Annotated in this window: 28 protein-coding genes; 16 read left to right on the top strand and 12 right to left on the bottom strand. The window is 63.7% G+C overall.

Annotated elements, in window-relative coordinates; translation table 11 throughout:
- Nucleotides 1-25 precede the first annotated feature (25 nt).
- From REA38_RS04785 to REA38_RS04775, 3 genes are read right to left on the bottom strand one after another with little or no spacing between them, the layout of a single operon-like run.
- Nucleotides 26-1897: an amidohydrolase gene (locus REA38_RS04785; protein WP_033653428.1), complete on the bottom strand. Its 1872-nt coding sequence runs from the start codon at nucleotides 1895-1897 to the stop codon at nucleotides 26-28.
- A 21-nt stretch (nucleotides 1898-1918) separates the two neighbouring features.
- Complete coding sequence (locus REA38_RS04780) at nucleotides 1919-2464, bottom strand: antibiotic biosynthesis monooxygenase (protein ID WP_033637617.1); 546 nt, start codon at nucleotides 2462-2464, stop codon at nucleotides 1919-1921.
- A 48-nt stretch (nucleotides 2465-2512) separates the two neighbouring features.
- Entirely contained in the window at nucleotides 2513-3157 is a 645-nt protein-coding gene (locus REA38_RS04775) for a hydrolase (protein WP_033637618.1), read from the bottom strand.
- 140 nt (nucleotides 3158-3297) lie between these two features.
- Here REA38_RS04775 and REA38_RS04770 point away from each other — a divergent pair, with 140 nt between their 5' ends.
- The 8 genes from REA38_RS04770 (at nucleotide 3298) to REA38_RS04735 (ending at nucleotide 10491) form a co-directional block, all read left to right on the top strand.
- Nucleotides 3298-4209 carry a LysR substrate-binding domain-containing protein gene (locus REA38_RS04770; protein WP_033646934.1) on the top strand — a complete coding sequence of 304 codons (912 nt, stop codon included), beginning with the start codon at nucleotides 3298-3300 and terminating at the stop codon, nucleotides 4207-4209.
- Between the two features lie 43 nt (nucleotides 4210-4252).
- Nucleotides 4253-4621, top strand: a complete 369-nt coding sequence (locus REA38_RS04765; RefSeq protein ID WP_074027235.1) for a cell envelope integrity protein TolA — start codon at nucleotides 4253-4255, stop codon at nucleotides 4619-4621.
- 154 nt (nucleotides 4622-4775) lie between these two features.
- Nucleotides 4776-5807 (top strand): fatty acid desaturase, encoded by a 1032-nt coding sequence (locus REA38_RS04760; protein ID WP_308885161.1) that lies wholly within the window; start codon nucleotides 4776-4778, stop codon nucleotides 5805-5807.
- Between the two features lie 40 nt (nucleotides 5808-5847).
- The gene (locus REA38_RS04755; protein ID WP_033637621.1) at nucleotides 5848-6777 is read left to right on the top strand and encodes an ABC transporter substrate-binding protein; all 930 of its coding nucleotides are present in this window, start codon (nucleotides 5848-5850) and stop codon (nucleotides 6775-6777) included.
- 61 nt (nucleotides 6778-6838) lie between these two features.
- Nucleotides 6839-7999 carry an ABC transporter permease gene (locus REA38_RS04750; protein WP_043146959.1) on the top strand — a complete coding sequence of 387 codons (1161 nt, stop codon included), beginning with the start codon at nucleotides 6839-6841 and terminating at the stop codon, nucleotides 7997-7999.
- Entirely contained in the window at nucleotides 7996-8931 is a 936-nt protein-coding gene (locus REA38_RS04745) for an ABC transporter ATP-binding protein (protein WP_033637623.1), read from the top strand. Before REA38_RS04750 ends, REA38_RS04745 begins: the two co-directional genes overlap by 4 nt.
- Entirely contained in the window at nucleotides 8928-9701 is a 774-nt protein-coding gene (locus REA38_RS04740) for an ABC transporter permease (RefSeq protein WP_197772022.1), read from the top strand. The genes REA38_RS04745 and REA38_RS04740 overlap by 4 nt, the downstream gene beginning before the upstream one ends.
- Before the next feature lie 28 nt (nucleotides 9702-9729).
- On the top strand, nucleotides 9730-10491 hold the full coding sequence (locus REA38_RS04735; RefSeq protein ID WP_077791439.1) for a phosphate/phosphite/phosphonate ABC transporter substrate-binding protein: 762 nt from the start codon (nucleotides 9730-9732) through the stop codon (nucleotides 10489-10491).
- A 6-nt stretch (nucleotides 10492-10497) separates the two neighbouring features.
- On the opposite strand, the gene REA38_RS04730 is transcribed toward REA38_RS04735, so the two are convergent.
- From REA38_RS04730 to REA38_RS04705, 5 genes are all read right to left on the bottom strand, one after another.
- Entirely contained in the window at nucleotides 10498-10680 is a 183-nt protein-coding gene (locus REA38_RS04730; protein ID WP_308885287.1) for a hypothetical protein, read from the bottom strand.
- A gap of 74 nt (nucleotides 10681-10754) precedes the next feature.
- Nucleotides 10755-10931 (bottom strand): hypothetical protein, encoded by a 177-nt coding sequence (locus REA38_RS04720; RefSeq protein WP_016928550.1) that lies wholly within the window; start codon nucleotides 10929-10931, stop codon nucleotides 10755-10757.
- 106 nt (nucleotides 10932-11037) lie between these two features.
- The gene (gene yedA / locus REA38_RS04715) at nucleotides 11038-11976 is read right to left on the bottom strand and encodes a drug/metabolite exporter YedA (protein WP_308885157.1); all 939 of its coding nucleotides are present in this window, start codon (nucleotides 11974-11976) and stop codon (nucleotides 11038-11040) included.
- Nucleotides 11977-12086: 110 nt separating this feature from the next.
- Complete coding sequence (locus REA38_RS04710; protein WP_308885155.1) at nucleotides 12087-12581, bottom strand: DUF2878 domain-containing protein; 495 nt, start codon at nucleotides 12579-12581, stop codon at nucleotides 12087-12089.
- Between the two features lie 177 nt (nucleotides 12582-12758).
- On the bottom strand, nucleotides 12759-13412 hold the full coding sequence (locus REA38_RS04705) for a metalloregulator ArsR/SmtB family transcription factor (RefSeq protein WP_033653420.1): 654 nt from the start codon (nucleotides 13410-13412) through the stop codon (nucleotides 12759-12761).
- Between the two features lie 103 nt (nucleotides 13413-13515).
- On the opposite strand from REA38_RS04705, the gene REA38_RS04700 reads away from it, so the two are divergent.
- From REA38_RS04700 to REA38_RS04690, 3 genes are all read left to right on the top strand, one after another.
- Nucleotides 13516-14970, top strand: a complete 1455-nt coding sequence (locus tag REA38_RS04700) for an MFS transporter (protein ID WP_033646916.1) — start codon at nucleotides 13516-13518, stop codon at nucleotides 14968-14970.
- A gap of 186 nt (nucleotides 14971-15156) precedes the next feature.
- Complete coding sequence (locus tag REA38_RS04695) at nucleotides 15157-15726, top strand: helix-turn-helix domain-containing protein (RefSeq protein WP_033646915.1); 570 nt, start codon at nucleotides 15157-15159, stop codon at nucleotides 15724-15726.
- Nucleotides 15727-15728: 2 nt separating this feature from the next.
- Nucleotides 15729-16247, top strand: a complete 519-nt coding sequence (locus REA38_RS04690) for a GNAT family N-acetyltransferase (protein WP_049212860.1) — start codon at nucleotides 15729-15731, stop codon at nucleotides 16245-16247.
- A 3-nt stretch (nucleotides 16248-16250) separates the two neighbouring features.
- On the opposite strand, the gene REA38_RS04685 is transcribed toward REA38_RS04690, so the two are convergent.
- The 3 genes from REA38_RS04685 to ompC form a co-directional block, all read right to left on the bottom strand.
- Nucleotides 16251-17081 carry a 5'-nucleotidase, lipoprotein e(P4) family gene (locus tag REA38_RS04685; protein WP_308885154.1) on the bottom strand — a complete coding sequence of 277 codons (831 nt, stop codon included), beginning with the start codon at nucleotides 17079-17081 and terminating at the stop codon, nucleotides 16251-16253.
- A gap of 17 nt (nucleotides 17082-17098) precedes the next feature.
- Entirely contained in the window at nucleotides 17099-17950 is an 852-nt protein-coding gene (locus REA38_RS04680; RefSeq protein WP_308885153.1) for a GNAT family N-acetyltransferase, read from the bottom strand.
- 179 nt (nucleotides 17951-18129) lie between these two features.
- Nucleotides 18130-19227, bottom strand: coding sequence for a porin OmpC (gene ompC, locus REA38_RS04675; protein WP_033646909.1), 1098 nt, complete (start codon nucleotides 19225-19227; stop codon nucleotides 18130-18132).
- Between the two features lie 241 nt (nucleotides 19228-19468).
- On the opposite strand from ompC, the gene REA38_RS04670 reads away from it, so the two are divergent.
- The 4 genes from REA38_RS04670 to dinG all read left to right on the top strand — a co-directional run bounded on the left by REA38_RS04670 (nucleotide 19469) and on the right by dinG (nucleotide 23229).
- Nucleotides 19469-20125 (top strand): glutathione S-transferase family protein, encoded by a 657-nt coding sequence (locus REA38_RS04670; protein WP_041034091.1) that lies wholly within the window; start codon nucleotides 19469-19471, stop codon nucleotides 20123-20125.
- Nucleotides 20126-20249: 124 nt separating this feature from the next.
- Nucleotides 20250-20582 carry a carboxymuconolactone decarboxylase family protein gene (locus REA38_RS04665; RefSeq protein ID WP_033637641.1) on the top strand — a complete coding sequence of 111 codons (333 nt, stop codon included), beginning with the start codon at nucleotides 20250-20252 and terminating at the stop codon, nucleotides 20580-20582.
- Nucleotides 20572-20964, top strand: a complete 393-nt coding sequence (locus tag REA38_RS04660; protein ID WP_033646903.1) for a tautomerase family protein — start codon at nucleotides 20572-20574, stop codon at nucleotides 20962-20964. Before REA38_RS04665 ends, REA38_RS04660 begins: the two co-directional genes overlap by 11 nt.
- Nucleotides 20965-21030: 66 nt before the next feature.
- Complete coding sequence (gene dinG, locus REA38_RS04655; RefSeq protein ID WP_033637643.1) at nucleotides 21031-23229, top strand: ATP-dependent DNA helicase DinG; 2199 nt, start codon at nucleotides 21031-21033, stop codon at nucleotides 23227-23229.
- Here dinG and REA38_RS04650 read toward each other — a convergent pair whose 3' ends face one another.
- A complete protein-coding gene (locus tag REA38_RS04650) occupies nucleotides 23230-23664 on the bottom strand; it encodes an Lrp/AsnC family transcriptional regulator (RefSeq protein WP_193169040.1) in 435 nt (144 codons plus the stop codon).
- A 136-nt stretch (nucleotides 23665-23800) separates the two neighbouring features.
- Here REA38_RS04650 and REA38_RS04645 point away from each other — a divergent pair, with 136 nt between their 5' ends.
- The gene (locus REA38_RS04645; RefSeq protein ID WP_041034093.1) at nucleotides 23801-24709 is read left to right on the top strand and encodes a DMT family transporter; all 909 of its coding nucleotides are present in this window, start codon (nucleotides 23801-23803) and stop codon (nucleotides 24707-24709) included.

Below are 24709 nucleotides of genomic sequence, written 5' to 3'. Positions count from 1 at the left end.
CATAATAAGTTGCTTGCCTGGCAACTTAGAACGAGAAGCATGAACAGCCGAACGCGCCCCAGAAGGCGTTTTCATCCGACACAGGGATGCTGGAGCGGCGCGCGATGTCATGCTGGTGCGCGTGTACGCCGCACGGGCCGCAGCATTGGTGCGCCTGGCTCAGCACGCCGACTTTGGCCGCCGCCGACGGCGGCGCGGAACGGTAGTGGCCCGGCACCTGGGTGACCGGCGACCACTCCGGCAGCACCGGCAGCGGCGGCGGCGCCAGCGGCGAGAAGCTGCCGGCGGCGTAGACCACCTTGCCGTCCACCACCGTCATTACCGACTCAATGCCTTTGATCTGCTCTTCCGGCACGCTGAAATAGTCCTGCGACAGCACCGCCACATCCGCCAGTTGGCCGACCTTGATCTGGCCTTTCTTGCCCTGCTCGGTGGAGAACCAGGCGCTGCCTTGCGTCCACAGCATCAGCGCCGTTTCGCGATCCAGCCGGGCGCTGTCGTCGTACATCGCCATGCCGCCGACGGTGCGGCCGGAAACCAGCCAGTACAGCGCCGTCCACGGGTTGTAGCTGGCGACGCGGGTGGCGTCGGTGCCCAGCCCGACCGGCAGCTCGGCCGCCAGCATTTTCGCCACCGGCGGCGTATGTTTGGTGGCTTCGATGCCGTAGCGCTCGGCGAAATACTCGCCCTGGAATGCCATGCGGTGCTGCACCGCAATGCCGCCGCCCAATGCCTTGACCCGTTCGATATTGCGCTCGGTAATGGTTTCGGCGTGGTCGAACAGCCAGTGCAGCCCGTTGAACGGAATGTCGCGGTTCACCTTCTCGAACACGTCCAGCATGCGGCTGATGGATTCGTCATAGGTGGCGTGCAGGCGGAACGGCCAGCGATGCTCGACCAGATGGCGCACCACCCGCTCCAGCTCGTCCTCGGTGCCCGGCGGCAGATCCGGGCGCGGCTGCAGGAAGTCTTCGAAGTCGGCGGCGGAGAACACCAGCATCTCGCCGGCGCCGTTGTGGCGATAAAAGTCGGTGCCCTGGCCCGGCTTGAGCATGTCGGTCCACAGCTCGAAGTCTTCCAGCTCCTGCTTCGGCCGCTGGGTGAACAGGTTATAGGCGATGCGAATGGTCAGCTGCTTTTTCTCGTGCAGCTCGGCGATCACCTGATAATCCTCCGGGTAGTTCTGGAAACCGCCGCCGGCGTCGATGGCGCTGGTGAGGCCCAGACGGTTCAGCTCGCGCATAAACTGGCGAGTGGAGTTGACCTGCTGCTCCAGCGGCAGCTTCGGCCCTTTCGCCAGCGTAGCGTACAGGATCATGGCGTTGGGCTTGGCGATCAGCATGCCGGTCGGGTTGCCGTTGGCGTCGCGTTGGATTTCGCCGCCCGGCGGGTTCGGCGTGTCTTTGGTGTAGCCGACCACCTTCAGCGCCGCGCGGTTGAGCAGCGCGCGATCGTAGAGGTGCAGAATGAACACCGGCGTGTCCGGCGCCGCCTGGTTGATTTCGTCGAGCGTCGGCATGCGGCGCTCGGCGAACTGGAATTCGGTCCAGCCGCCGACCACCCGCACCCACTGCGGGTTCGGCGTGCGCAGTGCCTGTTCTTTCAACATGCGCAGCGCGTCGGCCAGCGAAGGCACGCCTTCCCAGCGCAGCTCCAGGTTATAGTTCAGGCCACCGCGGATCAGGTGCAGGTGCGAGTCGTTCAGGCCCGGAATGGCGGTGTGGCCGTGCAGATCGATCACCTGGGTTTCCGGCCCGGCGTGCTGCATGACTTCGCTTTCGCTGCCGACCGCCAGAAACTTGCCGTCGCGGATGGCGACCGCCTGCGCGGTGGGATTTTGGCGATCGACGGTGTGAAACTTGCCGTTGGTGATGATCAATGAAGCGTGGTGGTTCATAACATTCTCCCGGCGAACCGCCTAGCGGCGGGTCAGCCATTGATGAAAAACGCGGGTCACGATAGGCATCCACAGGTACACCACCAGGGCGACCACGGTGGCGTCATTGAGAAAATGGCCGAGCAGCGTGCCGTTCAGCTGCGGCAGCGCCAGCCCCCAAAACCAGGGCACCAGATTGGTGGAAGGGAAGATCACCAGCAGGGTGATGATGAACTGCTTCCACTGGGGCGGCTGGCGCACGCCGGGGCTGGGCGGGGTAAACCAGAACTCCGCGCCGGGGCGGATCTCGATATGGTCGCTCTCCAGCAACAGCGGGGTGACTTCTTCGATGTATTGCTTTCGCAGCGGCGAGTGGATCCAGCGGTACAGATTGTCGAGGTTGTCGAAGCGAACCAGCACCGTATAGGCCTGCTCGTCGCCGGATGGACGGATGACGTTGACGCCCAAATGGCCGGTGAAGCCCGCGGCGTCCGGCATGATGCGGTTCAGCCAGGCCTCATAGGCCTGCTCGTTCCCCGGCGCCAAACGGTGGGTGATCACCAGCGTGACATGCTGCGGATGGGCCATAAAACCGACTCCTGAAAATACCCCGGCGCGGAGCCGGGGCAAGGGGAATTATTTCAGCGTGCGGGCCGGTGCGTGGTGCACCATGGTGTAAGCGTAGTCGACGCCCATGCCGTACGCGCCGCTGTGTTCGCGCACCAGCGCCATCACCGCGTCGTAGGTGTCTTTGCGCGCCCAGTCGCGCTGGTACTCCAGCAGCACCTGCTGCCAGGTCACCGGCACGGCGCCGGCCTGCACCATGCGATCGATCGAACGCTCGTGCGCATCGACGGAGGTGCCGCCGGAGGTGTCGGTCACCACATACACTTCATAGCCGGCTTCCAGCGCCATCAGCGCCGGGAAGGTCAGGCACACTTCGGTCCACAGCGCGGAGATCACCAGCTTTTTGCGGCCGGTGGCTTCCACGGCTTTAACGAAGGCCGCGTCTTCCCAAGAGTTCATCGAGGTGCGTTCAATCGGGGTGATTTCCGGGTGTACCGCCAGCAGTTCCGGCCAGATATAGCCGCTGAAGCTTTCGGTTTCTACCGAGGTGAAAAGGGTTGGCACGTTGAAAATCTTGCCCGCCTTCGCCAAACCAACAACGTTGTTTTTCAGTTGCTGACGATCAATATTAGCCACGCCGAAGGCCATTTGCGGTTGATGGTCGATAAAAATCAGTGCGGAGTTGTCTTTATCAAGCAGTTGAAACTTGGACATAATTTACCTTCCCAGTGATATTTCGGTTGAACATCTGATGAGTGTAACGCCGATAAAACGCATGGTAGGCAGAGGGCGATTTCAAAGATACCGCAGAATTTTTGCCGACTTGTTGAGTTTTTTTATACACGGGAGAAAGCATGAGATTAAACCTGGAAGCGCTGCTGATTTTGGACGCGCTGGACCGGCACGGATCTTTCGCCGCCGCGGCCGCCGCACTGTTTAAAACCCCTTCGGCACTCAGCTATATGGTGCAGAAGCTGGAAAACGATCTCGACATCACCCTGCTGGACCGCTCCGGCCACCGGGCGAAGTTCACCGATACTGGCAAGCTGATGCTGGAAAAAGGGCGGGTGTTGCTGCGGGCGGCGCAGGATCTGGAGCAGCAGGCGCGCTACGTGGAGAACGGCTGGGAAAGCGAGATCACGCTCGGGATCGATGCCTCCTTCCCGTTTGCCCGCCTGTTGCCGCTGATCGACGAGTTCTATCGGCAGCATCACCATACTCGGCTGCGTTTCAGCCACGAGGTGCTGGCCGGCTCCTGGGAATCGCTGGTTTACGGCTGCGCCGACATTATCATCGGCGCCATCTGCGAGCCGCCGTCGCGGGTGGGTTATGCGTTCAGCCGCCTGGGGCAGTTGGATTACGTGTTCGCCGTCGCGCCACAGCATCCGCTGGCGGCGCTGCCGGAACCGTTGCCGAAGGATGAGATCCGTCAACACCGGGCGGTGGTGGTGCGCGATACCTCGCGGGTCAACGCGCCGCAGAGCCTGAACCTGCTGGAAGAACAGGATACGCTGACGGTCTTCGGCTTCGACGCCAAGCTGCAGGCGCAGTTGGCCGGGCTGGGCTGCGGCTATCTGCCGCGTTCGCTGGCGGAACCTTACCTGAACAGCGGCGAACTGGTGGCGAAACGCGTTGAATCTGAGCGCTGCAGCGACGTTGCCTATTTCGGCTGGCGGGAAAGCGCCAGCGGTCTGGCAGCCAAGTGGTGGCGCGAGCGGCTGCAGCGTTACGCGGATGACGGCGAGGCTTACCCGGCGGCGCAGTGATCGCCGTCATATAAGGATTAACAACCCAATAAGGATATAGGGAATGAAAAAGACACTAGGCCTGTTGGCGCTGTTGCTGTTAAGCGGCTGCGGCGCCGGGCGTCAGGCCGGCATCCCGTTGCCGCAGCCGCAGGCCGAGGCGCAGGCCACGGCGCCGCTCAGCTATCCGGTGCGGGTGCATAACGCGGTGAGCCGCGAGCTGCGTTTGCCTGAACGCGCGCGCGGCCAACGCTGCACCATCAGCATTCGGCTGCTGCCGGACGGCAAGCTGGCGAGCAGCAAGATCGTAAGAGGCGACGCGCCACTGTGCGCAGCGGCGAGCGCGGCGGTGCAGCGCGCGCAGTTTCCGCCGATGGCCAACGCCACCGAGTATGCGCTGTTCAACGCCGTGGTGCTCGATTTCGTTCCCTGAAGATGTGACCGACGGGCCGCCTGCGCGGCCCGTTTTTTCGCTTTTACGCGTACGCAACCCGCTGAATTTTCACTTAGCTTTGCCATTTTCGTTATTTTGAATGCCGCTACGGCTCACGGATACTGGGAGAAAATCTCTTACCGCGAGCCGCAGCATGTCCCACGCCCACTATTTACACCCCGAACAGCGCGAACGAATCAGGCAGCTTTATCGGCGCCGGCATTGGCGGCTGGAGCTGCCCACCTGGGGGATCATGGCGGCGGTGTACGGCGGCTGGTTCGGCGTGGCGCTGGGGTGGCAAACGCTGGGCCCGTGGCTTGGCGCGCCGCTGCTGATCCTGCTGACCACCTGGTACATGTCGTTGCAGCACGAGCTGATCCACGGCCATCCGACGCGCTGGCCGCGCGTCAATCAGCTGTTCGGCCTGTTGCCGCTGGCGGTGTGGTATCCCTACGGGCTGTATCGCGATTCGCATCTGCGCCACCACCGCAACGACCACCTGACCGATCCGCACGAAGATCCCGAAAGCTATTACTTCAGCGCCGCGCAGTGGCGGCGCTATCCCCGGCTGCTGCCGCTGCTGGCCGCCGTGCGCAATACGCTGATAGGCCGGGTGCTCCTTGGCCCGGCGCTGGATATCGCCGCGACCCTGGCCGGGGCGGTGAAAGCGCTTGCCGCCGGGGAGTGGCGCGTCTGGGCGAGGTGGTTGGTGCACCTGTCGCTGTTGGCGATGCTGCTCGACTGGCTGCAGGCGCAGGGTATCGGCGCGGCGTTTTACCTGCTGGCCATCAGCTACCCGGCGCTGGCGCTGACCAAGGTAAGATCGTTTTTTGAGCATCGCGCCGTGGACGCACCGCAGGCACGTTCTATTATTAATGAGGCGGGTTGGCCGTGGCGGCTGCTGTTTCTCAATCTGAACTACCATTTAGTGCATCACGATCTGCCCGGCCTGCCGTGGTATGGTTTGCGCGAAGTCTATCTGGCGGAGCGCGAGGCGTACCAGCGCCGCAGCCAGGGATTTGTCGCGCAAGGCTACGGCGAGTGGCTGCGCGATTACGCCCTGACGCCGATCGACGTCGGCGTGCATCCGTTGCGCGCCGGTGAACCGCAGGGGGAGGGCGATGCCCTGCCGACGGAAAAATTTATTGCGCGCTGGAAGCGCGTTTCTCAGGATTTTCCAACCTAACCGGCCCATGAGCCGGAAAACGTATAACCAGAGGAAAAGTATGGCAATCACCTTATCACGCGGACGTTCCTTTGCCGTCGCGCTGGCCCTGCTGGCCACCGGCGGTCTGGCGCAGGCGGCCGACTCGGTGCGCGTCGGCTCCAAGATCGACACCGAAGGTTCGCTGCTCGGCAACATCATCGTGCAGGTGCTGGAAGCCAACGGCATCCAGACCACCAACAAGCTGCAGCTCGGCACCACCAAGGTGCTGCGCGGCGCCATCACGTCCGGCGAGATAGACATCTATCCGGAATACACCGGCAACGGCGCGTTTTTCTTCTCCGATGAGAAAGATCCGGCGTGGAAGAACGCCCAGGCCGGTTTCGAGAAGGTGAAGCAACTCGACTACGACAAAAACAAAATCGTCTGGTTGGACGCGGCGCCGGCCAACAACACCTGGACCATCGCCATTCGCCAGGACGTGGCGGAGGCCAATCACCTGAAGACGCTGTCGGATCTCGGCAAGTGGATCAACGGCGGCGGCAAGTTCAAGCTGGCGGCCTCGGCGGAATTTATCGAGCGGCCGGATGCGCTGCCGGCGTTCCAGAATGCCTACGGCTTCAAGCTGAATCAGGATCAACTGCTGTCCCTGGCCGGCGGCGATACGGCGGTGACCATCAAGGCGGCGGCGGAGCAGACCTCCGGCGTCAACGCGGCGATGGCCTACGGCACCGATGGCCCGGTGGCGGCGCTGGGGCTGCAGACGCTGGCGGATCCGAAAGGCGTACAGCCGATCTACGCGCCGGCGCCGATCGTGCGCGAAGCGGCCCTGAAGGCGCACGCCAATCTGCCTGAGCTGCTGAAGCCGGTGTTCGCCTCGCTGGACGGGCCGACGCTGCAAAAACTCAACGCGCAGATCGCCGTGGAAGGCCAGGACGCCAAACAGGTGGCGGCCGCTTACCTGAAAGAGAAAGGGTTTGTTAAGGGATAATGCCGAGGTGCCCCCTCTGCCGTCGGGAGAGGGGGTAAACCGAGGGAACCGGAGCGTTTCTTTGACTATCGCCGTAAAACATCGCGTCTTGTTGACGCTGTTCATGCTGTTGCTGCTGGCCGCGTTCGGCCTGCCGTTCCTCAGTTATGCCCCCAATCGCCTGTTGTCGGGCAAAAGCCTCTCCTTGTTATCCCTGCTGCACGGCCCGGCGCTGTGGCTGCTGTTGCCGCTGGCGGCATTGGCGATCCTCAGCCTGTTGCCGCCGACGCGGGGACGGGCGCTGCTGGCGGCGCTGGCCGCCTGCGGGGTGCTGACGCTGGCCTTCTGGATCAGCGGGCAGGCCGCCGGGCGTCTGGCGCAGGAGGGATCGCGCCTGGCGCGCACCTCCTGGGGCAGCGGATGCTGGTTGACGATGGCGCTGAGCCTGCTGATCGCCGCCGACGCCATGGCGCGCATCACCGCGTCGCACCTGTGGCGCATGTTGGGCAACGCGCTGGTGCTGGTGCCGCCGGCGCTGCTGCTGTTCGGGCATCAGCTCGATCAGCTGTCGCTGCTGAAGGAGTACCACAATCGCCAGGAGGTGTTTGACGCCGCGCTGCTGCAGCACCTGACCATTCTGCTGGCGACGATGGCACCGGCGCTGGCGATCGGCGTGCCGCTCGGGGTGCTGTGTTTTCGCTCCGAGCGCTGGCAGCGGCCGATTTTCTCCGCGCTGAACATTATCCAGACCGTGCCGTCCATCGCGCTGTTCGGCCTGCTGATCGCGCCGTTGGCGGGGCTGGCGACGGCGGTACCCTGGCTGGCAGAACACGGCGTCAGCGGCATCGGCATGGCGCCGGCGATCGTGGCGCTGGTGCTGTACGCGCTGTTGCCGCTGGTGCGCAGCGTGGTGGCGGGGCTGCAAAGCGTGCCGGCGGGGGTGATCGAATCCGCCACCGGCATGGGGCTGACGCGCGGGCAGATCTTCCTGCGCGTGCAGCTGCCGTTGGCGCTGCCGCTGTTCCTGACCGGCGTGCGCATTCTGGCGGTGCAAACCGTCGGCATGGCGGTGGTGGCGGCGCTGATCGGCGCCGGCGGCTTTGGCGCCATCGTCTTTCAGGGGCTGCTCAGCAGCGCGCTGGATCTGGTTCTGCTGGGGGTGATCCCGGTGGTCATGATGGCGGTCATCGTCGATTCGCTGTTTAAATTTTGGGTTTCAATCCTGGACGTATCGCGCCGATGATTCACTTTGAGCAAGTCAGCAAAATTTTTCAGGGCAAGCCGGCGGTAGACGATCTCACGCTGCATATCGCCGAGGGCGAATTCACCGTGTTGATCGGCACTTCGGGTTCCGGCAAGTCCACGACGTTAAAAATGATCAATCGCCTGATCGAGCACGATCGGGGCAAGATTCTCTTTGCCGGCGAAGAGATCCAGTCGTTCAAACCGCAGGATCTGCGGCGGCGCATGGGCTATGCGATCCAATCGATCGGCCTGTTTCCGCACTGGACGGTGGAGGAAAACATCGCCACCGTGCCGCAGCTGCTGAAATGGCCGCGCGCGCGCATTCGCGATCGGGTAACCGAACTGCTGGAGCTGTTGCATCTGGAGCCGGATCTGTTTCGCCGTCGCTATCCGCACCAGCTGTCCGGCGGGCAGCAGCAACGGGTAGGGGTGGCGCGCGCGCTGGCCGCCGATCCCGAGGTGTTGCTGATGGACGAACCGTTCGGCGCGCTGGATCCGGTCACCCGCGCGGCGTTGCAGGCGGAGATCGCGCGCATCCATCAGCTCTCCGGCCGCACTATCGTGTTGGTGACGCACGACATCGACGAGGCGCTGGGCTTGGCGGATCGCCTGGTGCTGCTCGATCAGGGGCGGGTGGTGCAACAGGGCACGCCGCTGGCGCTGCTGACCGCGCCGGCCAATGACTTCGTGCGGGACTTCTTCGGGCGCAGCGATCGCGGCATCAAGCTGCTGTCGCTGGGAACGGTGGCGGAGCGAGTGCGGCCCGGCGCCGCCGAGGGCGAGCCGATCGCCGCCGCCATGAGCCTGCGGGAGGCGCTGTCGGTGTTTGTGGCGCGCGGCAGCGACTGCCTGCCGGTGGTGGATGAACGGGGCGAAGCGTTGGGGGTGTTGCACTTCAACGATCTGATCGCCGGGCAGGCGTTGTCATGAGCGGGCGCATCTGGCGCCTGCTGCGCGATCCGCTGCCCTGGACGCTGGCGCTGCTGTTGGCGCTGGTGTTCGGCATGGATCATCTGCGCGGCCTGTTCGCCGCCTGGTTCCCCGATCTGGAGCGGCCCATTTATCAGCAGGACAGCTTTATTGCGCTGGTGGGGGCGCACCTGTCGCTGGTGGCGATCTCCAGCCTGATCGCGGTGGCTCTCGGTGTGGCGGCCGGCGTGGCGGTAACCCGGCGCAGCGGCCGGGAGTTTCGTTCGCTGGTGGAAACGGTGGTGGCGGTGGGGCAGACCTTCCCGCCGGTAGCGGTGCTGGCGGTAGCGGTGCCGGTGATGGGCTTCAGCGAACAGCCGGCGATCATTGCGCTGGTGCTGTACGGCCTGCTGCCGATCCTGCAGGGCACGCTGGCGGGCATCGAATCGGTGCCGCCCGCCACGCGCGAGATTGCCCGCGGCGTGGGGATGAGCGCCTGGCAAATTCTGTGCCGGGTCGAATTGCCGCTGGCGGCGCCGGTGATCGTCGCCGGGATCCGCACGTCGGTGATCATTAACATCGGCACGGCGGCCATCGCTTCCACCGTCGGCACCAAGACCCTCGGCTCGCCGATCATCATAGGTCTGAGCGGCTTTAACACCGCCTATGTGATCCAGGGCGCGGCGGTGGTGGCATTGTTGGCTATTATCACCGATATGCTGTTCGAACGTTGGGTGCGTTATCTCACCGCCTGGCGTCAGCAGACGCTGGCGACCACTCCGGCGGGGTAAGGGGGAAATGATGCAGGTGTCTCTACCGATGTACGGCGTTGGCCGGGAGCAGGCCGAATCTTTCTGGCAGGTATTGCGCGACAAGCTGCTGCGCCTGGGGCTGCCGGCGGCGCCGGAGCGGCTCAGTTGGCCGGACGATTTGGCGCAGCACTGGCGGCGCGACGATCTGCTGCTCAGCCAAACCTGCGGTTATCCGTTGGTCAGCACTCTGCCGCAGGTGCAGCTGATCGGCACCTACCATTATCGGGTTGAAGGGTGCGACGGGCCGAATTACCGCAGCTGGCTGGTGGTGCGCGCGGGCGACCCCGGCGAACGGTTGGCGGATTTTCGCGGCCGGACGGCGGCCTATAACAGCACCGATTCCCAATCCGGCTACAACGGCCTGCGCGCGCTGATCGCGCCGCTGGCGCAGGACGGGAAATTCTTTGGTGCGGCGATTGCCTCCGGCGCGCATTATCAGTCGCTGAAGCTGATCCGCAGCGGGCAGGCGGATATCGCCGCCATCGATGCGATCAGCATGGAACTGCTGCGCCGGGCGCAGCCGCAGGCGCTGGAGGGGCTGAAAATCATCGGCCGCACGGCGGCGGTGCCCGGTCTGCCGCTGATCACCGCGGCGGGTACGCCGCCGGAACAGGTGGAAATCCTGCGCGCCGGCGCCCGAGCGATGCTGGATGAGGCGGTCAGCGATCGCCTGCTGATCGGCGATTTCAGCCTGGTGCCGCGTTCGGCCTACCAGATTATCACCGTGCTGGAACAGCAGGCCGCTGCACAGGGCGTGACGGCGCTCTAGCCGCCGTTACAGCAGGCCGCCGCCGTCGATGTCGATCGCGCTGCCGGTGACGAAGCCGTTCTCTAGCGCCAGCAGGAAACCCACCGCGACGTCGGCCTGTATCAGGCGCAGCGCGTCGTTTTTCTCCCCGGCGTGGGGAAAGCGGCTATGGCGCGGTGAGGAACTGCTCGAAGTGCCTGGTGCCCGCATCGCTCGCCGGTGTCGGAACGCGTCAGGCGGCTGCAGCGCTTTTTACAGCTGCGCTGCCAGCGCTGGCTGGACGATCACTTGGCCTGAAGGGTTTCGGTTTGCGCCGGCGTGGCGGCGGCATCCCCGGCAGGCGCGCTTTCTTCGTGCGGGGTGGTGGAACGGGTGTAGATGTTCAGCCCGGCGAGGAATACGCCGCCCAAAGAACCGAAGGCGCACAGGGCGATGACGATGACGAACGCTTTTTTCAGCATAGGAATAATTTCGCAGGTTGCTTGGAACAGCGGGAATTATAGCCCCTTCGCCGGGTGAAACAAGAATCGTTTTTAACGGCGGCCCGCAGACCGCCCTTTGCGATCGCTACCGTTCGCTGTCGATGGCCTGCACGCGGGCCGGGCGGGCGAACAGGTATTTTCCCAGCGTCACCAGCACCACCGCCGCCACGATGATCACCAGCGCCAGCCACTCGCGCGGCGCCAGCCACTCGCGCGGCGCCAGCGATTCGCCGGCAAAGCCGATGCCGAGCAGCACCGCCACCACCGGGTTGACGTAGGCGTAGCTGGTGGCGACCGCCGGGCGCACGTTCTTCAACAAGAACATATAGGCGCTGATCGCCAGCATCGAGCCGAAGACGATCAGATAGCCCAGCGCCAGAAAGCCGCCGGTGCTCGGCATCTGAGTCAGACGCTCGCCGCTCAGCTGACTGGCTGCCAATAACACCACGCCGGCGACCAGCATTTCCGCCGCGCCGGCCATCGGCCCGGCCGGCAGCGAGATGCGCGATCCCAGTACCGACCCGAAGGCCCAGCTGGCCGACGCCAGCAAAATCAGCAGCGCGCCGGTCGGGTTGCCCACCAGGTTGTTGCCGGTATTAAGCAGCACGATGCCCACCAGACCGAGCGCGATGCCGGCCCATTCCAGTTTGGTGTTGCGCATCCCCCACAGCAGGCTGAAGCAGAGGGTGAACAGCGGCACCGTCGCCACCATCACCGCGGCGATGCCGGACGGCACGTGTTGGTGCTCCGCCACCGTCACCAGGCCGTTGCCCACCGCCAGCAGCAGAATGCCGATGGCGCCGGCGGCCAGCCACTGCTTCGGCGTCGGCAGCGCGTGGCCGCGCCAGGCCAGGAAACTGAACAGCACGATGCCGGCAACCAGAAAGCGAATGCCGGCCATCATCAGCGGCGGCCACTGCGCGACGCCGAGGCGAATGACGAAATAGGTGGAACCCCAAACGATATATAACGTGAACAACGCCCCGATCAACGGCAGGACGCTACGGCTTTGTTGGCTAAGCATAGGGATATGTTTTTGCAGGGGTGATTATTATTAGAACGCTCAGTAAACCCGATCGGGCAACCGATAAGCAATGGCTTTCGGCATTATTTTTCCCGGCCGCCGCCCGCCGTTCAGCTGTCCCGCCGCTTCCACTGCAGCCAGCTGACGGCCGGCAGGTAAATCGACCAGCCGACGGCTAGCAGCAGCAGCATGAACTCCGGCGGCACGCCGGGCAGCAACGCGTCCAGCTTCCAGGACACGGCGTAGGCGAAGGGGCCGACGGCGGCGCCCAGCACCGCCAGCGGCCAGGGGGCCGCTCTGACCAGGTCCAGCAGCCAATACCACCAGCAGCCGAAGCCGATCCACAGCGCGATGGTCCAGAGCGGCAGGCCGTGTTGCCCGCTGTAGTGCAGCACGCCGCTGTAGCTCCACAGCCCATCCATGCCGATACCGCCCAGGGCGGCCAGGGCCGCGCCTTTGCGGCGGGCGGCCGGGGTAAAGATCAGCGCCAGCGCCGCGCCGGCCAGCAGGATGCCGTTGAGCCGATCGCGAGTCAGCAGCGCCAGCAGCCAGCAGACGCCCAGTCCCAGCGTCGCCAGCCAGAATCCGGCATGCGGCTTCTTCATCGTTCAACTCCCGTGGGGTTACTCTGCCGCTGCGCGCCAGGCGCCGACGGATTTGCCAGAGCGAGCGCGAGGCCCGCTGTTGGTCTGAATATGCGTTAATTCAACCTTAGAAGGGAAGGTGCGGGATGCACAAGCAGAATAATCTGTACCGGTTGAAAACGTGGGCAAAAACCGGTGTTAAAGGAGCGAAATCCGGTAGGCGCAGCGGCGCGAGCCGGCCAGAATGTGTTCGGCGCGCTCCACCTGCGCCTGCAGCACTTCGGTGAAGATGCTCAGCTCCGCCCGGCAGAAGCCCTGGCAGACGGTGGCGGCGGCGCAGATCGGGCAGTGGTTTTCCACCAGCAGATAGGAACCGTCTTCCTCCTGACGCCATTCGGCCATATAGCCTTCGCGGCAGCGGATTTCGGTCAGGCGCGCCACGCGCTCCTGCAGATCGGCGGCGCCGATCATCGCCTGCTTGTAGTTGATGCGGTTTTCCTGCTCGCGGGTCTCGATCAGCACGTCGAGCGCCTGTTCGCCCAGCTTGTCGCGCACGGTGCGCAGCAGCTGCACCGTCAGATCCGCATGGGTGTCGGGAAAGCGCGCGTTGCCGGCCGAGGTCAAATGCCACAGCTGCACCGGGCGGCCCACGCCGCGCGTTTCCGCCACCGCTTCGACCAGCCCCTCTTTCGCCAGCTTGACGAACTGCTGGCGGGCCGCCTCACCGGTGGTGCCGAGCACCTTTCCTGCGTCAGAAGCTTGCTGTGGGCCGCGGGTTTTCAATAGCGTCAGCAAGCGGTCACTGACCGATTGTGCGGTGCTGCCGCTATTTTCCAAGTTTATTCTTGACATATTTCTCCGCCTCGCCCTAACTTATTCCAAGATAACTCTTGTTAAATTTAACGCAATCTTATGACCAACTCAATGCCATTCCTCTGAAAACAGGACGACAACCGTGATAACCCATGACGATAGCCGCTGGAGCGACCTTTTCTCCGGCAAAAATGCGGCCAGTGCGATCGCGCTTTCGCTCGGCGTGGCGCTGCATGCCATCAATATTCTGGTCGCCACCACCATTCTGCCCTCGGTGGTGCAGGATATCGGCGGTCTGGATCTCTACGCCTGGAACACCACGCTGTTCGTGGTGGCGTCGATCCTCGGTTCCGCGCTGTCGGCCCGGCTGCTCAGCGGCTACGGCGCGCGCAGCGCCTATCTGGTGGCTTCGCTGTTCTTCATCGCCGGGGCGGCGCTGTGCGCGCTGGCGCCGAGCATGCCGGTGATGCTGATCGGCCGTACGGTGCAGGGCTTCGGCGGTGGGCTGATCTTTGCGCTCTCCTACGCGATGATCAACCTGGTGTTCGAGCAGCGATTGTGGCCGCGCGCCATGGCGCTCATCTCGGCGATGTGGGGCATCGCCACCCTGGTGGGGCCGGCGGTGGGCGGCATTTTCGCCGAGCTGAACGCCTGGCGTTGGGCCTTCGGCATTCTGCTGCCGATCATGGCGCTGTACGCCGCATTTACCTTCCTGATCCTGCCCAAGGGTAAAGCGCAGCAGGCGGCCGCGCCGTTGCCGACCGCGCAGCTGCTGTTGCTGACCGTGGCGGTGCTGGCGGTGTCCGCCGGCAGTCTGGCGCACAGCGCCTGGATCAACCTGGCAGGCATCGCGCTCTCGCTGGTGCTGATGGCCTGGCTGCTGAAGCGCGAAGCGCACTCGCGCGCCCGCCTGTTGCCGCACGGCGCGCTGCGGCGCGGCTCATCGCTGGCGGCGCTCTACATCACGACCGCGTTGCTGGTGATCGGCATGACCAGCGAGATCTTCGTGCCCTATTTTCTGCAGCTGCTGCACGGCCAGTCGCCGCTGATCTCCGGCTATATTGCCGCCGCCATGGCCGCCGGCTGGACGCTGTCCGAGATCCTCAGCTCCGGTTGGCGCGGGGCGGGCATTCGCCGGGCGATCGTCAGCGGGCCGCTGTTTGTGCTGGTGGGGCTGCTGGCGCTGGCGATCCTGATGCCGGTGCCGTCCGGCGGCCACTGGCAGGCGCTGGCGCCGATCGTCATTGCGCTGTTGCTGGTGGGGTTCGGCATCGGCTTCGGCTGGCCGCACCTGCTGACGCGCATTTTGCAGGTGGCGCCCGAAGCGGACAAAGATATCGCCGGCGCTTCGATTACCACGGTGCAGCTGTTCGCCACCGCATTCGGTGCGGCGCTGGCCGGGATGATCGCCAATCTGGCGGGGCTGAACGATCCGGGCGGCGCGGCGGGCGCGGCGTCGGCGGCGCGCTGGCTGTTCCTGGCGTTCGCGCTGGCGCCGCTGCTGGCGGTATTCAGCGCCTGGCGCTGCGCGGCGATCGCGCCGCCGGGCGCCGAGACGGGCAATCTTGTACAAAACCCGCCCTCGCGCGAGTGCTAGAACGCTCCTCCTTCTTCGATAGTGTTTGCGGTGATAGTGGCGTTCTTGCTGCGCAATATGCTGGCGGTGGTGTTGCTGAGCATGCTGATATTCATCGCGCTGCGCGGCATTTTTTAAAATGCGCTTGCCATGTCTCTAATTTGAGATTATTTCTCTTATATGGGATTTCAAGGCGGAGTGTGAGCGATGGATAACGGTTTGGAGACTGCCGACCTGAGGTTGGCGCAGCGGCTGGCGGATTTGCGCCAGCAGCAGGGATGGTCGCTGGAAGAGTTGGCGCAGCGCACCGGCCTCAGCCGGGCGACGCTCTCGCGGGTGGAGCGCGCCGAAACCAGCCCGACGGCGTCGCTGCTGAACCGGCTGTGCGCCGCCTACGGGTTGACCATGTCGCGCCTGTTGAGCGAAATCGAAGACGAACCGCCGGAGCTGTTGCGGCCGCCGCAACAGCCGGTATGGGTCGATCGCGCCAGCGGTTTCCACCGTCGCTCCGTTTCTCCTCCCGCCGCGCTGTATAAGGCCGAGTTTATCGAAGCCCGGCTCGATGCCGGCGCGCAGATTGATTACGACCTGCCGTCGATACCGGCGCTGGAGCATCACCTCTGGTTGCTGTCCGGGCAGCTGGAATTGACGCTGGAAGGGCGCGTTTTCCGGCTGTCGCCCGGCGACTGCCTGCGCTACCGCCTGTTCGGCGCGTCCCGTTTCCATGTCCCCGGCGATGAGCCGGCCCATTACACGCTCGTTATCTGCAGGCCATAGCCATGATTGAATTGCAACAGTGGGGCGCCGACGCGGCGCAAAGCGCCATGGCCGACTTGGCCGAGATGCTGCACGCCAGCGTGGCGCACGGCGCCAGCATTGGTTTTGTCATGCCGTTTACAGTGGAGCAGGCGCGGGCGTTTTGGCAGGGGTTGCTGCCGGCCCTGGCGCGGGGAGAGCGTGCGATGCTGGTGGCGCTGGCGAACGGTCGGCCGGTCGGCACCGTGCAGCTGTTGCTGGCGATGCCGGACAACGGCCGCCACCGGGCGGAAGTGGCCAAGCTGATGGTGCACCCGCAGGCGCGGCGGCAGGGCGTCGCCCGGCAGTTGATGCAGGAAGTGCAGGCGCTGGCGGCGCGTCATCGCCGCAGCCTGTTGGTGCTGGACACCCTGAGCGGCAGCGCGGCGCAGGGGTTGTACCGCCAACTGGGGTTCGAGGCGGCGGGCGACATTCCGCATTACGCCCGCGCCAGCGACGGCGGGGCGTTGGAAGCCACCTGCTATATGTACAAACTGCTGTGAGGCTTAGCGCCCGCGCCAGGCTTTGATCGCCTGTTGGCGCACCTGCAGCTTCTGCTGCGGCGTCAGCTTGTTGTAGTCGCGGGCCAGCCCGCTTTCCCAATCGCCGTACAGCGGGTTGGGCAGCACGATGAATTCGGTGCCGAACTTGTTCTGGTTCTCGCTGACGAATGCCCGGCGCTGCGCGTTGTCCTGGTGGTAAGTCGCGGCGCCGAAGTCGTTCAGGTTGTCGCCCGCGTACACCACGATGTCGTAGCCGGCTTGTTTGATGGCGTCGAAGCGCGCCTGCTTATTGGAGGTATCGGTGCTGAGCAGCACGGTCTTTTCCGACATGCCGGTGAAACCGAGCTTCTGCATGTTGGCCACCGTGGCGGCGTATTCGCTCTGCTTGCGGTTCGACACGTAGAACATCGTGCCCTGATGGGCGTTGACGTAGCGGGCGAACGACACCGCGCCCGGCACCGCGCCGGCCTGTTCGGCCTGCGTCCATTTGGCCCAGGTGGCGCCGTCGTATGGCTGGCCCTGCTGCGCCTGCCAGCCGGAGTAGGCGCTGTTGTCCAGCATGGTTTCATCCAGATCGACCACCACCGCCTTTTTACGGCCCGGCGCGGCCCTGGCCTGATCGAAGGCGCGCTGCGCGCTGTTGAAAGCCTGATGCGCCAGCGCGCGGTATTCGCCGGACTGTTGGAACCAGTTCACCGCCAGCACCGACTGATCCGCCAGCCGCTGCTGGGCCTGCGCGTCGGTGTGCGGCGGCTGCGCGCAACCGGCCAACGTCAGCAGCACGACGCCAATCGCCGCGCCGAGGGTGAGTGTCCTTGCCTGTTTTCCTGCCATCGTTATCTCTCTCGGTTTTATTCTTGTGGGCTGTCCAGCAGCATATCCATCTCGAACTGTCGCAGGGGATCCTGCCGCCAGCCAAGATGCGTAAAGAAGGGGGCGGCCACCTCGGGCACAACGACGTTGGCAGTCAGCGGCAAAGGGGCGAACCTTGTTTGCAGGGTGGCCAGCAAGGCGCGCGCATGCCCCTGGCCGCGGTGCTGCGGCGACACGTAGATCAGGCGCAGCCAGCAGTGCTCGGCGCCGGGCATCACCACGGCGTAGGCCTGGCGATTGAGCGTATAGGCTTGCGGTTTGCCCGGCAGCTTGAACAGCGATTCGGGGGCGATCAGCCAGGGCAGATCGGTGGCGCCTTCCGCCGTCAGGCGATGGCTGACGGTCAGTGGATCGACCGCCTGCAGTTCCGCTGTGCCTGGCGGCGCTTCCGCCGGCGCCTGATGGCCGGTCAGGGTGCGCACGATGCGCAGCCCGGCGCGATGGTACAGCGCCAGCGCGGCGTCGTTGCCTTCGATCACTTCCAGCGACAGCCGCCGGTCGCCGCGGTGGCGGGCGTCCGCCACCAGCCGCTGCATCAGCGCCTTGCCCAGGCCCTGGCCGCGCATCTCCGGGCGCACGGAAAAGGCCGCGACCCGGCTGTGCCGGCCGCGGCGGGCGATCAGCGCCACCGCCACCGGTTCATGGCGGTGGGTGACGATCAGGCTGTCGTTCAGGCTGAGATCTTCGGCGCCGAAACGGGCGGCGAAGGTCGGCCCGTCGACAACGAAGCGCACGATGTAGTTTTCAAAGCAGTGGCTGAGGATGTTCGCCAGTTCGTCGCTGCTGTAGCGCAGGGCGTTGTGGAAGTCGAAGCGTCCGTCGTTATGCATGGCTGATTTCGCTCGGGGAGAAAGCTATACATGTAGACCCGTTTTTTTTGCAAGGCAAGCGGGAGGATTGGACAGGGGGAAAATAAAAACAAAAAAGCCGGACGCAGCCGCCCGGCGAAATAAAACTCTGGGTATCAAGTGACGCTAAAGTTTGCAGTGGTGGTTATTCATTCATCACATCAGAACTGGTAGGTCAGGGCGACAACAACCACGTCGTCGTTTTTCAGACCCAGCTTGTTGTCGTCATCGAGCTGGTTGATTTTATATTCGACATAAGTGGACATGTTTTTGTTGAAGTAATAGGTTGCCGCTACGTCGAAATATTTCACCAGATCGACGTCGCCGATGCCTTCAATATCTTTGCCTTTCTGCTGAACGTAACCCAGCGATGGGCGCAGACCGAAGTCGAACTGATATTGCGCGACCAATTCAATCCCTTCCGCTTTATTGGCGAAGCCGCTAACGGAAGTGGCGTTGTTATTGATGGTGGCGGTGCCGGAAATAGGCGCGATATTGCGGCTCTGCGAATAAGTCGCGGCCAGGTAGACGTTGTTGTTGTCGTATTTCAGACCACCGGCCCAGATATCGGCCTTGTCGCCTTTACCGAAGGTGCCCGCTTTTTGCGTGGTGGTGCGGTTGGAAGAGGCATAGGCGGCGCCCACGCTCAGGCCATCGATGATTTCGTAGCTGGAGGAGAGGCCCCAGCCGTCGCCGTTCGCCTTGCTGGCGGAGCGGCCGTCGTTTTCGTTCTTGCCCTGGTACTGCACGGCAAATTTCAGGCCGTCGACCAGTCCGAAGAAGTTGTTATTACGGTAGGTGGCGACGCCGTTGGTACGGCCGTTCATAAAGTTGTCGGTCTTGATGTAAGCATCGTCGCCGAATTCAGGGATCATATCCGTCCAGGCGCCGACGTCGTAAATGATGCCGTAGTTGCGGCCGTAGTCGAAGGAACCGAGGTCCTTATATTTCAGACCGGCGAAGCCCAGACGCGTTTTGGTATCTTTAGTGCCGTCGGATTCCGTGTGGTTGGCGGCGATCTGATATTCCCACTGGCCGTAGCCGGTCAGCATATCGTTAATCTGAGTCGCGCCTTTAAAGCCGATACGCACGTAGGTTTTATCACCGTCGTTGCCGGCATCATCGGAGAAATAATGCAGGGCCTTTACACGACCGTAAAAATCGAGTTTGTTGCCGTCTTTATTGTAGATTTCTGCTGCCTGTGCCGCTTGCGCAAGTAAAAGTGCCGGAATAATAACGGCCAGAAGATTACGTTTCATGGGTTACCCTGCTTTATTCGATTGAAAGACGCTTATCATCAGTTGCATTGCTGTTTTACTGTGCCGCCTGATTGTTGGCGGCGGAGAATTTTTACCGTAGTAATGTGATCTATTTATGACAAAAAATTCATTTTCATGTCGAACGATTAAAAAAGTCGCGTAAAGAGTGAATTTTTTCTTCGGCCGACGGTCGGCGGCTGGTCTACAGTTATCGATACCTTGTTCCGCTGCGGGAGGAATCATGCACGATACTTATACTTTGTTCGGCACGCAGGGCTGCGGCTCGACGATCGTGGCCGCCGCGTTGGTGTTGACCGCTTTCCCCTGGGGCTATGAGGAGGTGGACTACACGCAGGACGGCCCGGAGCGCGATCGCCTGCTGGCGCTGAACCCGTTGGGCCAGGTGCCCACCTTAGTGTTGCCCAATGACGAAGTGATGACGGAGAGTGCGGCGATCATTCTGTTGCTGCACGATCGCGCGCCGCACGCCGAACTGGCGCCGCCCGGCGGCTCGCCGCTGTTGCCGCGTTTTCTGCGCTGGCTGCTGTTCATCAACGCGGAGATTTACCCCACCTTCACCTATGCCGACCATCCGCAGCGCTGGCAGCCGCAGGCGGCGGGGGCGGAACAGCTGAAAAACGCGGTAATGGATTATCGCGAGCGCTTATTGCGGCAGCTGAACGCCGCCGCCGGCGCTGCGGGCCCGTGGTTTCTCGGCAAGAGCTTCAGCGCGTTGGATCTGTACGTGGCGGTGATGTGCAACTGGCGGCCGGGCCGCGCGTGGTTCCGGCAACACTGCCCGCGGCTGTACGCCATCGCAGAGCGGGTGGAACAGCGGCCGGAGCTGAATGCGTTGCTGAGCGCCCATTTCGACGGTGTTGCCCCGCTGGAATCGTGATGCCTCCCCGCCGCCCGGCGGGGAACCCTCCCGTTTTTCTGAACCGAGACTGCTGAAAATCCCGATTTTCACTCGCTGCGGCGGCGGGTAGCGTAAGGCTATCCGCAACTGACAGGAGAGTGTGATGCCATCAGAATCCCAGGCCGGGCAGCAGGCGTTCGGCGATATTGCCCCCAAGCTGGCGCAGCTCAGCGACCGCGTTTTGTTTGACGATATTTGGCAGCGGCCGGCGCTGAGCCCGCGCGAGCGCAGCCTGATTACCGTCGCCGCGCTGGTGGCGCTCAACCGCGTGGAACAGCTGCCGTTTCACCTGCAGCTGGCGCAGCGCAACGGCGTGACGCGCCAGCAGCTGGCCGAGCTCATCACCCATCTGGCGTTCTACGCCGGCTGGCCCGCGGCGGCGTCGGCCGTGGCGCGCCTGCGTGAACTGGAACAGGAGGACAACCATGCCGTTTAGCCGCATCGCCCTGCATCAGGGCAAGTCCGCCGACTATCTGCAAACCTTGTCCGACAGCCTGCATCAGGCGCTGGTGGAGGCCTTCGAGGTGCCGCCGACGGATAAATTTCAGGTGATCGATCAATACCGACCCGGTGAGCTTATCTACGATCGCGACTATCTCGGCGGGCCGCGCAGCGCGGATTTCGTGCTGTTTTACATCACCGCCGGGCGGCCGCGCGACACCGACACCAAGCGGCGCTTCTACGGGCGGCTGGCGGCGCTGCTGGCGGAAAACCTGCGGCTGCGCCCCGAGGATGTGATGGTGGTGATCACCACCACCCAGTTGGACGAGTGGTCGTTCAGCGCCGGGCGCGCCTCGATGATCGATCCGCAGGCGTAACTCGGGCTGACGCCGCGGGCGGTCTGTGGGACAATGGCGCCATCATTTCGTTTAGATAAGAGTTGAATGGCGCTCTCCTCCGCAGTTAAAGATCAGATTGGCCAGTGGTACAAAGCCCTGCAGCAGCAAATACCGGATTTCATTTCCCGTGCGCCCCAGCGCCAGATGATCGCCGAGGTGGCGAAGACGCTGGCCGGCGACTACCCGCGCCATCTGGCGATCGAGGCGCCGACCGGCGTCGGCAAAACGCTGTCATACCTGATCCCGGGCATCGCCGTCGGGCGGGCGGAGAGTAAACCGCTGGTGGTCAGCACCGCCAACGTGGCGCTGCAGGACCAGATCTACAGCAAGGATTTGCCGCTGCTGAAAAAGATTATCCCCGATCTGAAATTTACCGGCGCCTTTGGCCGCGGGCGTTACGTGTGCCCGCGCAATCTGGCGGCGATGAGCACCGACGTCAGCCAACAGGGCGATCTGACGCTGTTCCTCGACGACGAGCTGGCGCCGTCCAGCGGCGAAGAGCAAGCGCTGTGCCAGAAGCTGACCAAGGCGCTGGCCCGCTTCGAGTGGGACGGGCTGCGCGATCACTATCAGCAGAGCATCGACGATCCGCTGTGGGCCAAGCTGAGCACCGACAAGGCCAACTGCCTGGGGCGCAACTGCCACTACATTCGCGAATGCCCGTTCTATATCGCCCGCAAAGAGATCGAGAGCGCCGACGTGGTGGTGGCCAACCACGCCCTGGTGATGGCGGCGCTGGAGACGGAATCGGTGCTGCCGAACCCGAAAGAGCTGCTGCTGGTGCTGGACGAAGGCCACCATTTGCCAGAGGTGGCGCGCGACGCGCTGGAGATCGACGGGGAAATCACCGCGCTGTCGACCAACCTGCAGCTGGACATGATCGTGCGCCAGGTCGAGCAGTGCATGACGCAGTACCGGCCGAAGAATCCGCCGGGGCTGGCCAACAGCGAGCGGCTGAAAAACCATTGCGAGGAGCTGCGCGAGCTGGTGCAGATCTTCGAGCATCAGGTCAGTGCCTATCTGCCCGGTGACAGCGTGGCGGCCGAGCACCGTTTTGAAATGGGCGAGCTGCCGGCGGAGATGGTGGAGAGCTGCGCGCGGCTGTTCAAACTGACCGATGCGCTGCGCGGGCTGGCGGAGTTCGTGCTTAACGATCTCACCGAGCAGACCGGCAAGCATGACATCGTGCGCCTGCACCGGTCGATCATTCAGATGAGCCGCACGCTGGGTTATCTGGAGGCGATGAGCAAGCTGTGGCGGCTGGCGGCGCTCGACAAATCCTCCAACGCGCCGATCTCCAAATGGGTCACACGCGAGCTGCGCGATAACGTCACTCATCTTTACCTGCACTGCGTCGGCATCCGCGTCAGCGACCAGCTGGAGAAGCTGCTGTGGCGCAAGGTGCCGCACGTGGTGGTCACCTCGGCCACGCTGCGTTCGCTGAACAGCTTCGCGCGTTTGCAGGAGATGAGCGGGCTGAGCGAGAAGGCCGGCGATCGTTTCGAAACGCTCTCTTCGCCGTTCAATCACGTCGAACAGGGCAAGATTGTCATTCCGCAGATGCGCTACGAACCGGCGCTCGCCAACGAGGCGGAGCACCTTGAGGAGATGGCGCGATGTTTCCGCGCCGAGCAGGCGAGCGGCAAACACAAAGGCATGCTGATCCTGTTCAGCAGCCACCGGGCGATGCAGACTTTCCTCAGCTACGTGACCGATCTGCGTCTGATGCTGCTGGTGCAGGGCGACCAGCCGCGCTACCGGCTGGTGGAAGAGCACCGCAAGCGGGTGGAGAAGGGCGTCGCCAGCGTGCTGGTGGGGCTGCAATCGTTCGCCGAAGGGCTGGATCTGAAAGGCGAGCTGCTGACCCAGGTACACATTCACAAAATTGCGTTCCCGCCGATTGACAGCCCGGTGATCATTACCGAAGGCGAGTGGCTGAAATCGCTGAAGCGCTATCCGTTCGAAGTGCAGAGCCTGCCGAGCGCCTCGTTCAACCTGATCCAGCAGGTCGGCCGCCTGATCCGCAGCAACCAATGCTACGGCGAGATCGTGATCTACGATCGCCGGCTGTTGACCAAAAACTACGGTTCGCGGCTGTTGGCGTCGCTGCCGGTGTTCCCGATCGAACAGCGCGCGGTGCCGGAGGCCGACAAGGCGCATCTGGCGGCGTTGAAATCCGCCGCCGACGCGGCCAAAAAAGAGAAGAAGCGCGGCAACCCGTTCGCCCGCAAGCGGCGGCGTTAATCAGAGCAGCGGCGGCAGGCGGCGCTTGACCGGCGTGGTTTTCACGATCGAGGTGTTGCTCTGCGCCTGCTCGGCCAGCCGATCGAGGGTGTGGTCGAGCTGCGCCATCGAGTGCGCCACCAGCCGCACGATAAAGCAGTCTTCGCCGGTCACCTTATCGCATTCGACCACTTCCGGGATCGCCTGAATCAGCTGCTCGACCTTCTTCAGCATGCCCGGCAGCGGCTTGATGCGCACCAGCGACTCGAAGGCGTAGCCCACCGCCTGTAGGTTGACGTTCAGGGTATAGCCCTGGATCACGCCGCTTTCCTCCAGCCGCCGCAGCCTTTCCGACGTGCTCGGCGACGACAGCCCCACCTGCGCGCTCAGCGTCTTCAACGACGCGCGCGCGTCCAGCGCCAAAAGAGTCAGGATCTGGCGATCGATATCATCCATAACGCCTCCGTTAGGTATTTTCTTTATTATAACTACGAGAAAAAGGTAGTTAAGCATATCTGCCTTTTTTATGCTATGGAAAGCCGCCCGGCGAAGCCGCAAGCTATGCCTCTGGGCAAGTTTGGAGGAACGCAGAATGAATGCAGAGATAAAACGCGGCTCGCTGGAGATGACGGCGGCGATGCTGATTTCCGGCTCCATCGGCTGGTTTGTGCTGATGTCCGGCCAGCCGGTGGTCAACGTGGTGTTTTGGCGCTGCGCGGTGGGGGCGCTGGTGCTGCTGGCGGTGTGCGGCGCGCTGGGGCAGCTGCGGCGCGATGTGCTGACGCGCGCCACGCTGCTGCTGGCTATCGCCGGTGGGGTGGCGCTGGTGATCAACTGGCTGCTGCTGTTTGCCGCCTATTCCTATGCGTCTATCTCCATCGCCACGGCGGTGTACAACACCCAGCCGTTTATGCTGGTGGGGTTGGGGGCGCTGTTTCTGGGGGAGCGGCTGACCGCCCGCAAGCTGCTGTGGCTGGGGCTGGCGTTCGGCGGCATGATGCTGGTGGTGCTGGCGCAGCCGCGGCAGGCGGGGGAACAGAGTCATTATTTGGCGGGCATCGCGCTGGCGCTTGGCGCGGCGTTTTTTTACGCCCTGATGGCGCTGGCGGCCAAGCGGCTGAAGGGCACGCCGCCGCATCTTATTGCGCTGATCCAGGTGGCGGTAGGGGCGGTGATGCTGTTGCCGCTGGTGGATTTCCACGTTTCGGCCAGCGCTGGGCAGTGGGGCATGCTGGCGACGCTCGGCGTGCTGCACACCGGCCTGATGTACGTGCTGATGTACGGCGCGTTGCAGAAGCTGCCGACCAACCTGATCGGCTCGCTGTCGTTCATCTACCCGATCGCCGCCATGCTGGTGGATCGCCTGGCGTTTGGCCACCGGCTGTCGGCTTGGCAGCTGTTGGGCGCGGCGATCATCCTGCTGGCGGCGGCGGGCATGAACCTGCTGGGCGAGCGGCGAGCGCAGCTGCTGCCGGCCTCGGACGGCCGGCGCGCCGGCTGA

The sequence above is a fragment of the Serratia sp. MF1(2023) genome (assembly GCF_030954545.1).
GTDB classification, from domain to species: Bacteria; Pseudomonadota; Gammaproteobacteria; order Enterobacterales; family Enterobacteriaceae; genus Serratia; species Serratia sarumanii.
The sequence above is the reverse complement of the archived record's forward strand: the minus strand, read 5'-3'. Positions and strand labels throughout refer to the sequence as shown.

Bases quoted from the DNA above. Each gene is read 5' to 3' on its own strand.
- REA38_RS04785 (WP_033653428.1), bottom strand. From the start codon at position 1,897: ATGAACCACCACGCTTCATTGATCATCACCAACGGCAAGTTTCACACC.
- REA38_RS04780 (WP_033637617.1), bottom strand. From the start codon at position 2,464: ATGGCCCATCCGCAGCATGTCACGCTGGTGATCACCCACCGTTTGGCG.
- REA38_RS04775 (WP_033637618.1), bottom strand. From the start codon at position 3,157: ATGTCCAAGTTTCAACTGCTTGATAAAGACAACTCCGCACTGATTTTT.
- REA38_RS04770 (WP_033646934.1), top strand. From the start codon at position 3,298: ATGAGATTAAACCTGGAAGCGCTGCTGATTTTGGACGCGCTGGACCGG.
- REA38_RS04765 (WP_074027235.1), top strand. From the start codon at position 4,253: ATGAAAAAGACACTAGGCCTGTTGGCGCTGTTGCTGTTAAGCGGCTGC.
- REA38_RS04760 (WP_308885161.1), top strand. From the start codon at position 4,776: ATGTCCCACGCCCACTATTTACACCCCGAACAGCGCGAACGAATCAGG.
- REA38_RS04755 (WP_033637621.1), top strand. From the start codon at position 5,848: ATGGCAATCACCTTATCACGCGGACGTTCCTTTGCCGTCGCGCTGGCC.
- REA38_RS04745 (WP_033637623.1), top strand. From the start codon at position 7,996: ATGATTCACTTTGAGCAAGTCAGCAAAATTTTTCAGGGCAAGCCGGCG.
- REA38_RS04740 (WP_197772022.1), top strand. From the start codon at position 8,928: ATGAGCGGGCGCATCTGGCGCCTGCTGCGCGATCCGCTGCCCTGGACG.
- REA38_RS04735 (WP_077791439.1), top strand. From the start codon at position 9,730: ATGTACGGCGTTGGCCGGGAGCAGGCCGAATCTTTCTGGCAGGTATTG.
- REA38_RS04730 (WP_308885287.1), bottom strand. From the start codon at position 10,680: ATGCGGGCACCAGGCACTTCGAGCAGTTCCTCACCGCGCCATAGCCGC.
- REA38_RS04720 (WP_016928550.1), bottom strand. From the start codon at position 10,931: ATGCTGAAAAAAGCGTTCGTCATCGTCATCGCCCTGTGCGCCTTCGGT.
- yedA (WP_308885157.1), bottom strand. From the start codon at position 11,976: ATGCTTAGCCAACAAAGCCGTAGCGTCCTGCCGTTGATCGGGGCGTTG.
- REA38_RS04710 (WP_308885155.1), bottom strand. From the start codon at position 12,581: ATGAAGAAGCCGCATGCCGGATTCTGGCTGGCGACGCTGGGACTGGGC.
- REA38_RS04705 (WP_033653420.1), bottom strand. From the start codon at position 13,412: ATGTCAAGAATAAACTTGGAAAATAGCGGCAGCACCGCACAATCGGTC.
- REA38_RS04695 (WP_033646915.1), top strand. From the start codon at position 15,157: ATGGATAACGGTTTGGAGACTGCCGACCTGAGGTTGGCGCAGCGGCTG.
- REA38_RS04690 (WP_049212860.1), top strand. From the start codon at position 15,729: ATGATTGAATTGCAACAGTGGGGCGCCGACGCGGCGCAAAGCGCCATG.
- REA38_RS04685 (WP_308885154.1), bottom strand. From the start codon at position 17,081: ATGGCAGGAAAACAGGCAAGGACACTCACCCTCGGCGCGGCGATTGGC.
- REA38_RS04680 (WP_308885153.1), bottom strand. From the start codon at position 17,950: ATGCATAACGACGGACGCTTCGACTTCCACAACGCCCTGCGCTACAGC.
- ompC (WP_033646909.1), bottom strand. From the start codon at position 19,227: ATGAAACGTAATCTTCTGGCCGTTATTATTCCGGCACTTTTACTTGCG.
- REA38_RS04670 (WP_041034091.1), top strand. From the start codon at position 19,469: ATGCACGATACTTATACTTTGTTCGGCACGCAGGGCTGCGGCTCGACG.
- REA38_RS04665 (WP_033637641.1), top strand. From the start codon at position 20,250: ATGCCATCAGAATCCCAGGCCGGGCAGCAGGCGTTCGGCGATATTGCC.
- REA38_RS04660 (WP_033646903.1), top strand. From the start codon at position 20,572: ATGCCGTTTAGCCGCATCGCCCTGCATCAGGGCAAGTCCGCCGACTAT.
- dinG (WP_033637643.1), top strand. From the start codon at position 21,031: ATGGCGCTCTCCTCCGCAGTTAAAGATCAGATTGGCCAGTGGTACAAA.
- REA38_RS04650 (WP_193169040.1), bottom strand. From the start codon at position 23,664: ATGGATGATATCGATCGCCAGATCCTGACTCTTTTGGCGCTGGACGCG.
- REA38_RS04645 (WP_041034093.1), top strand. From the start codon at position 23,801: ATGAATGCAGAGATAAAACGCGGCTCGCTGGAGATGACGGCGGCGATG.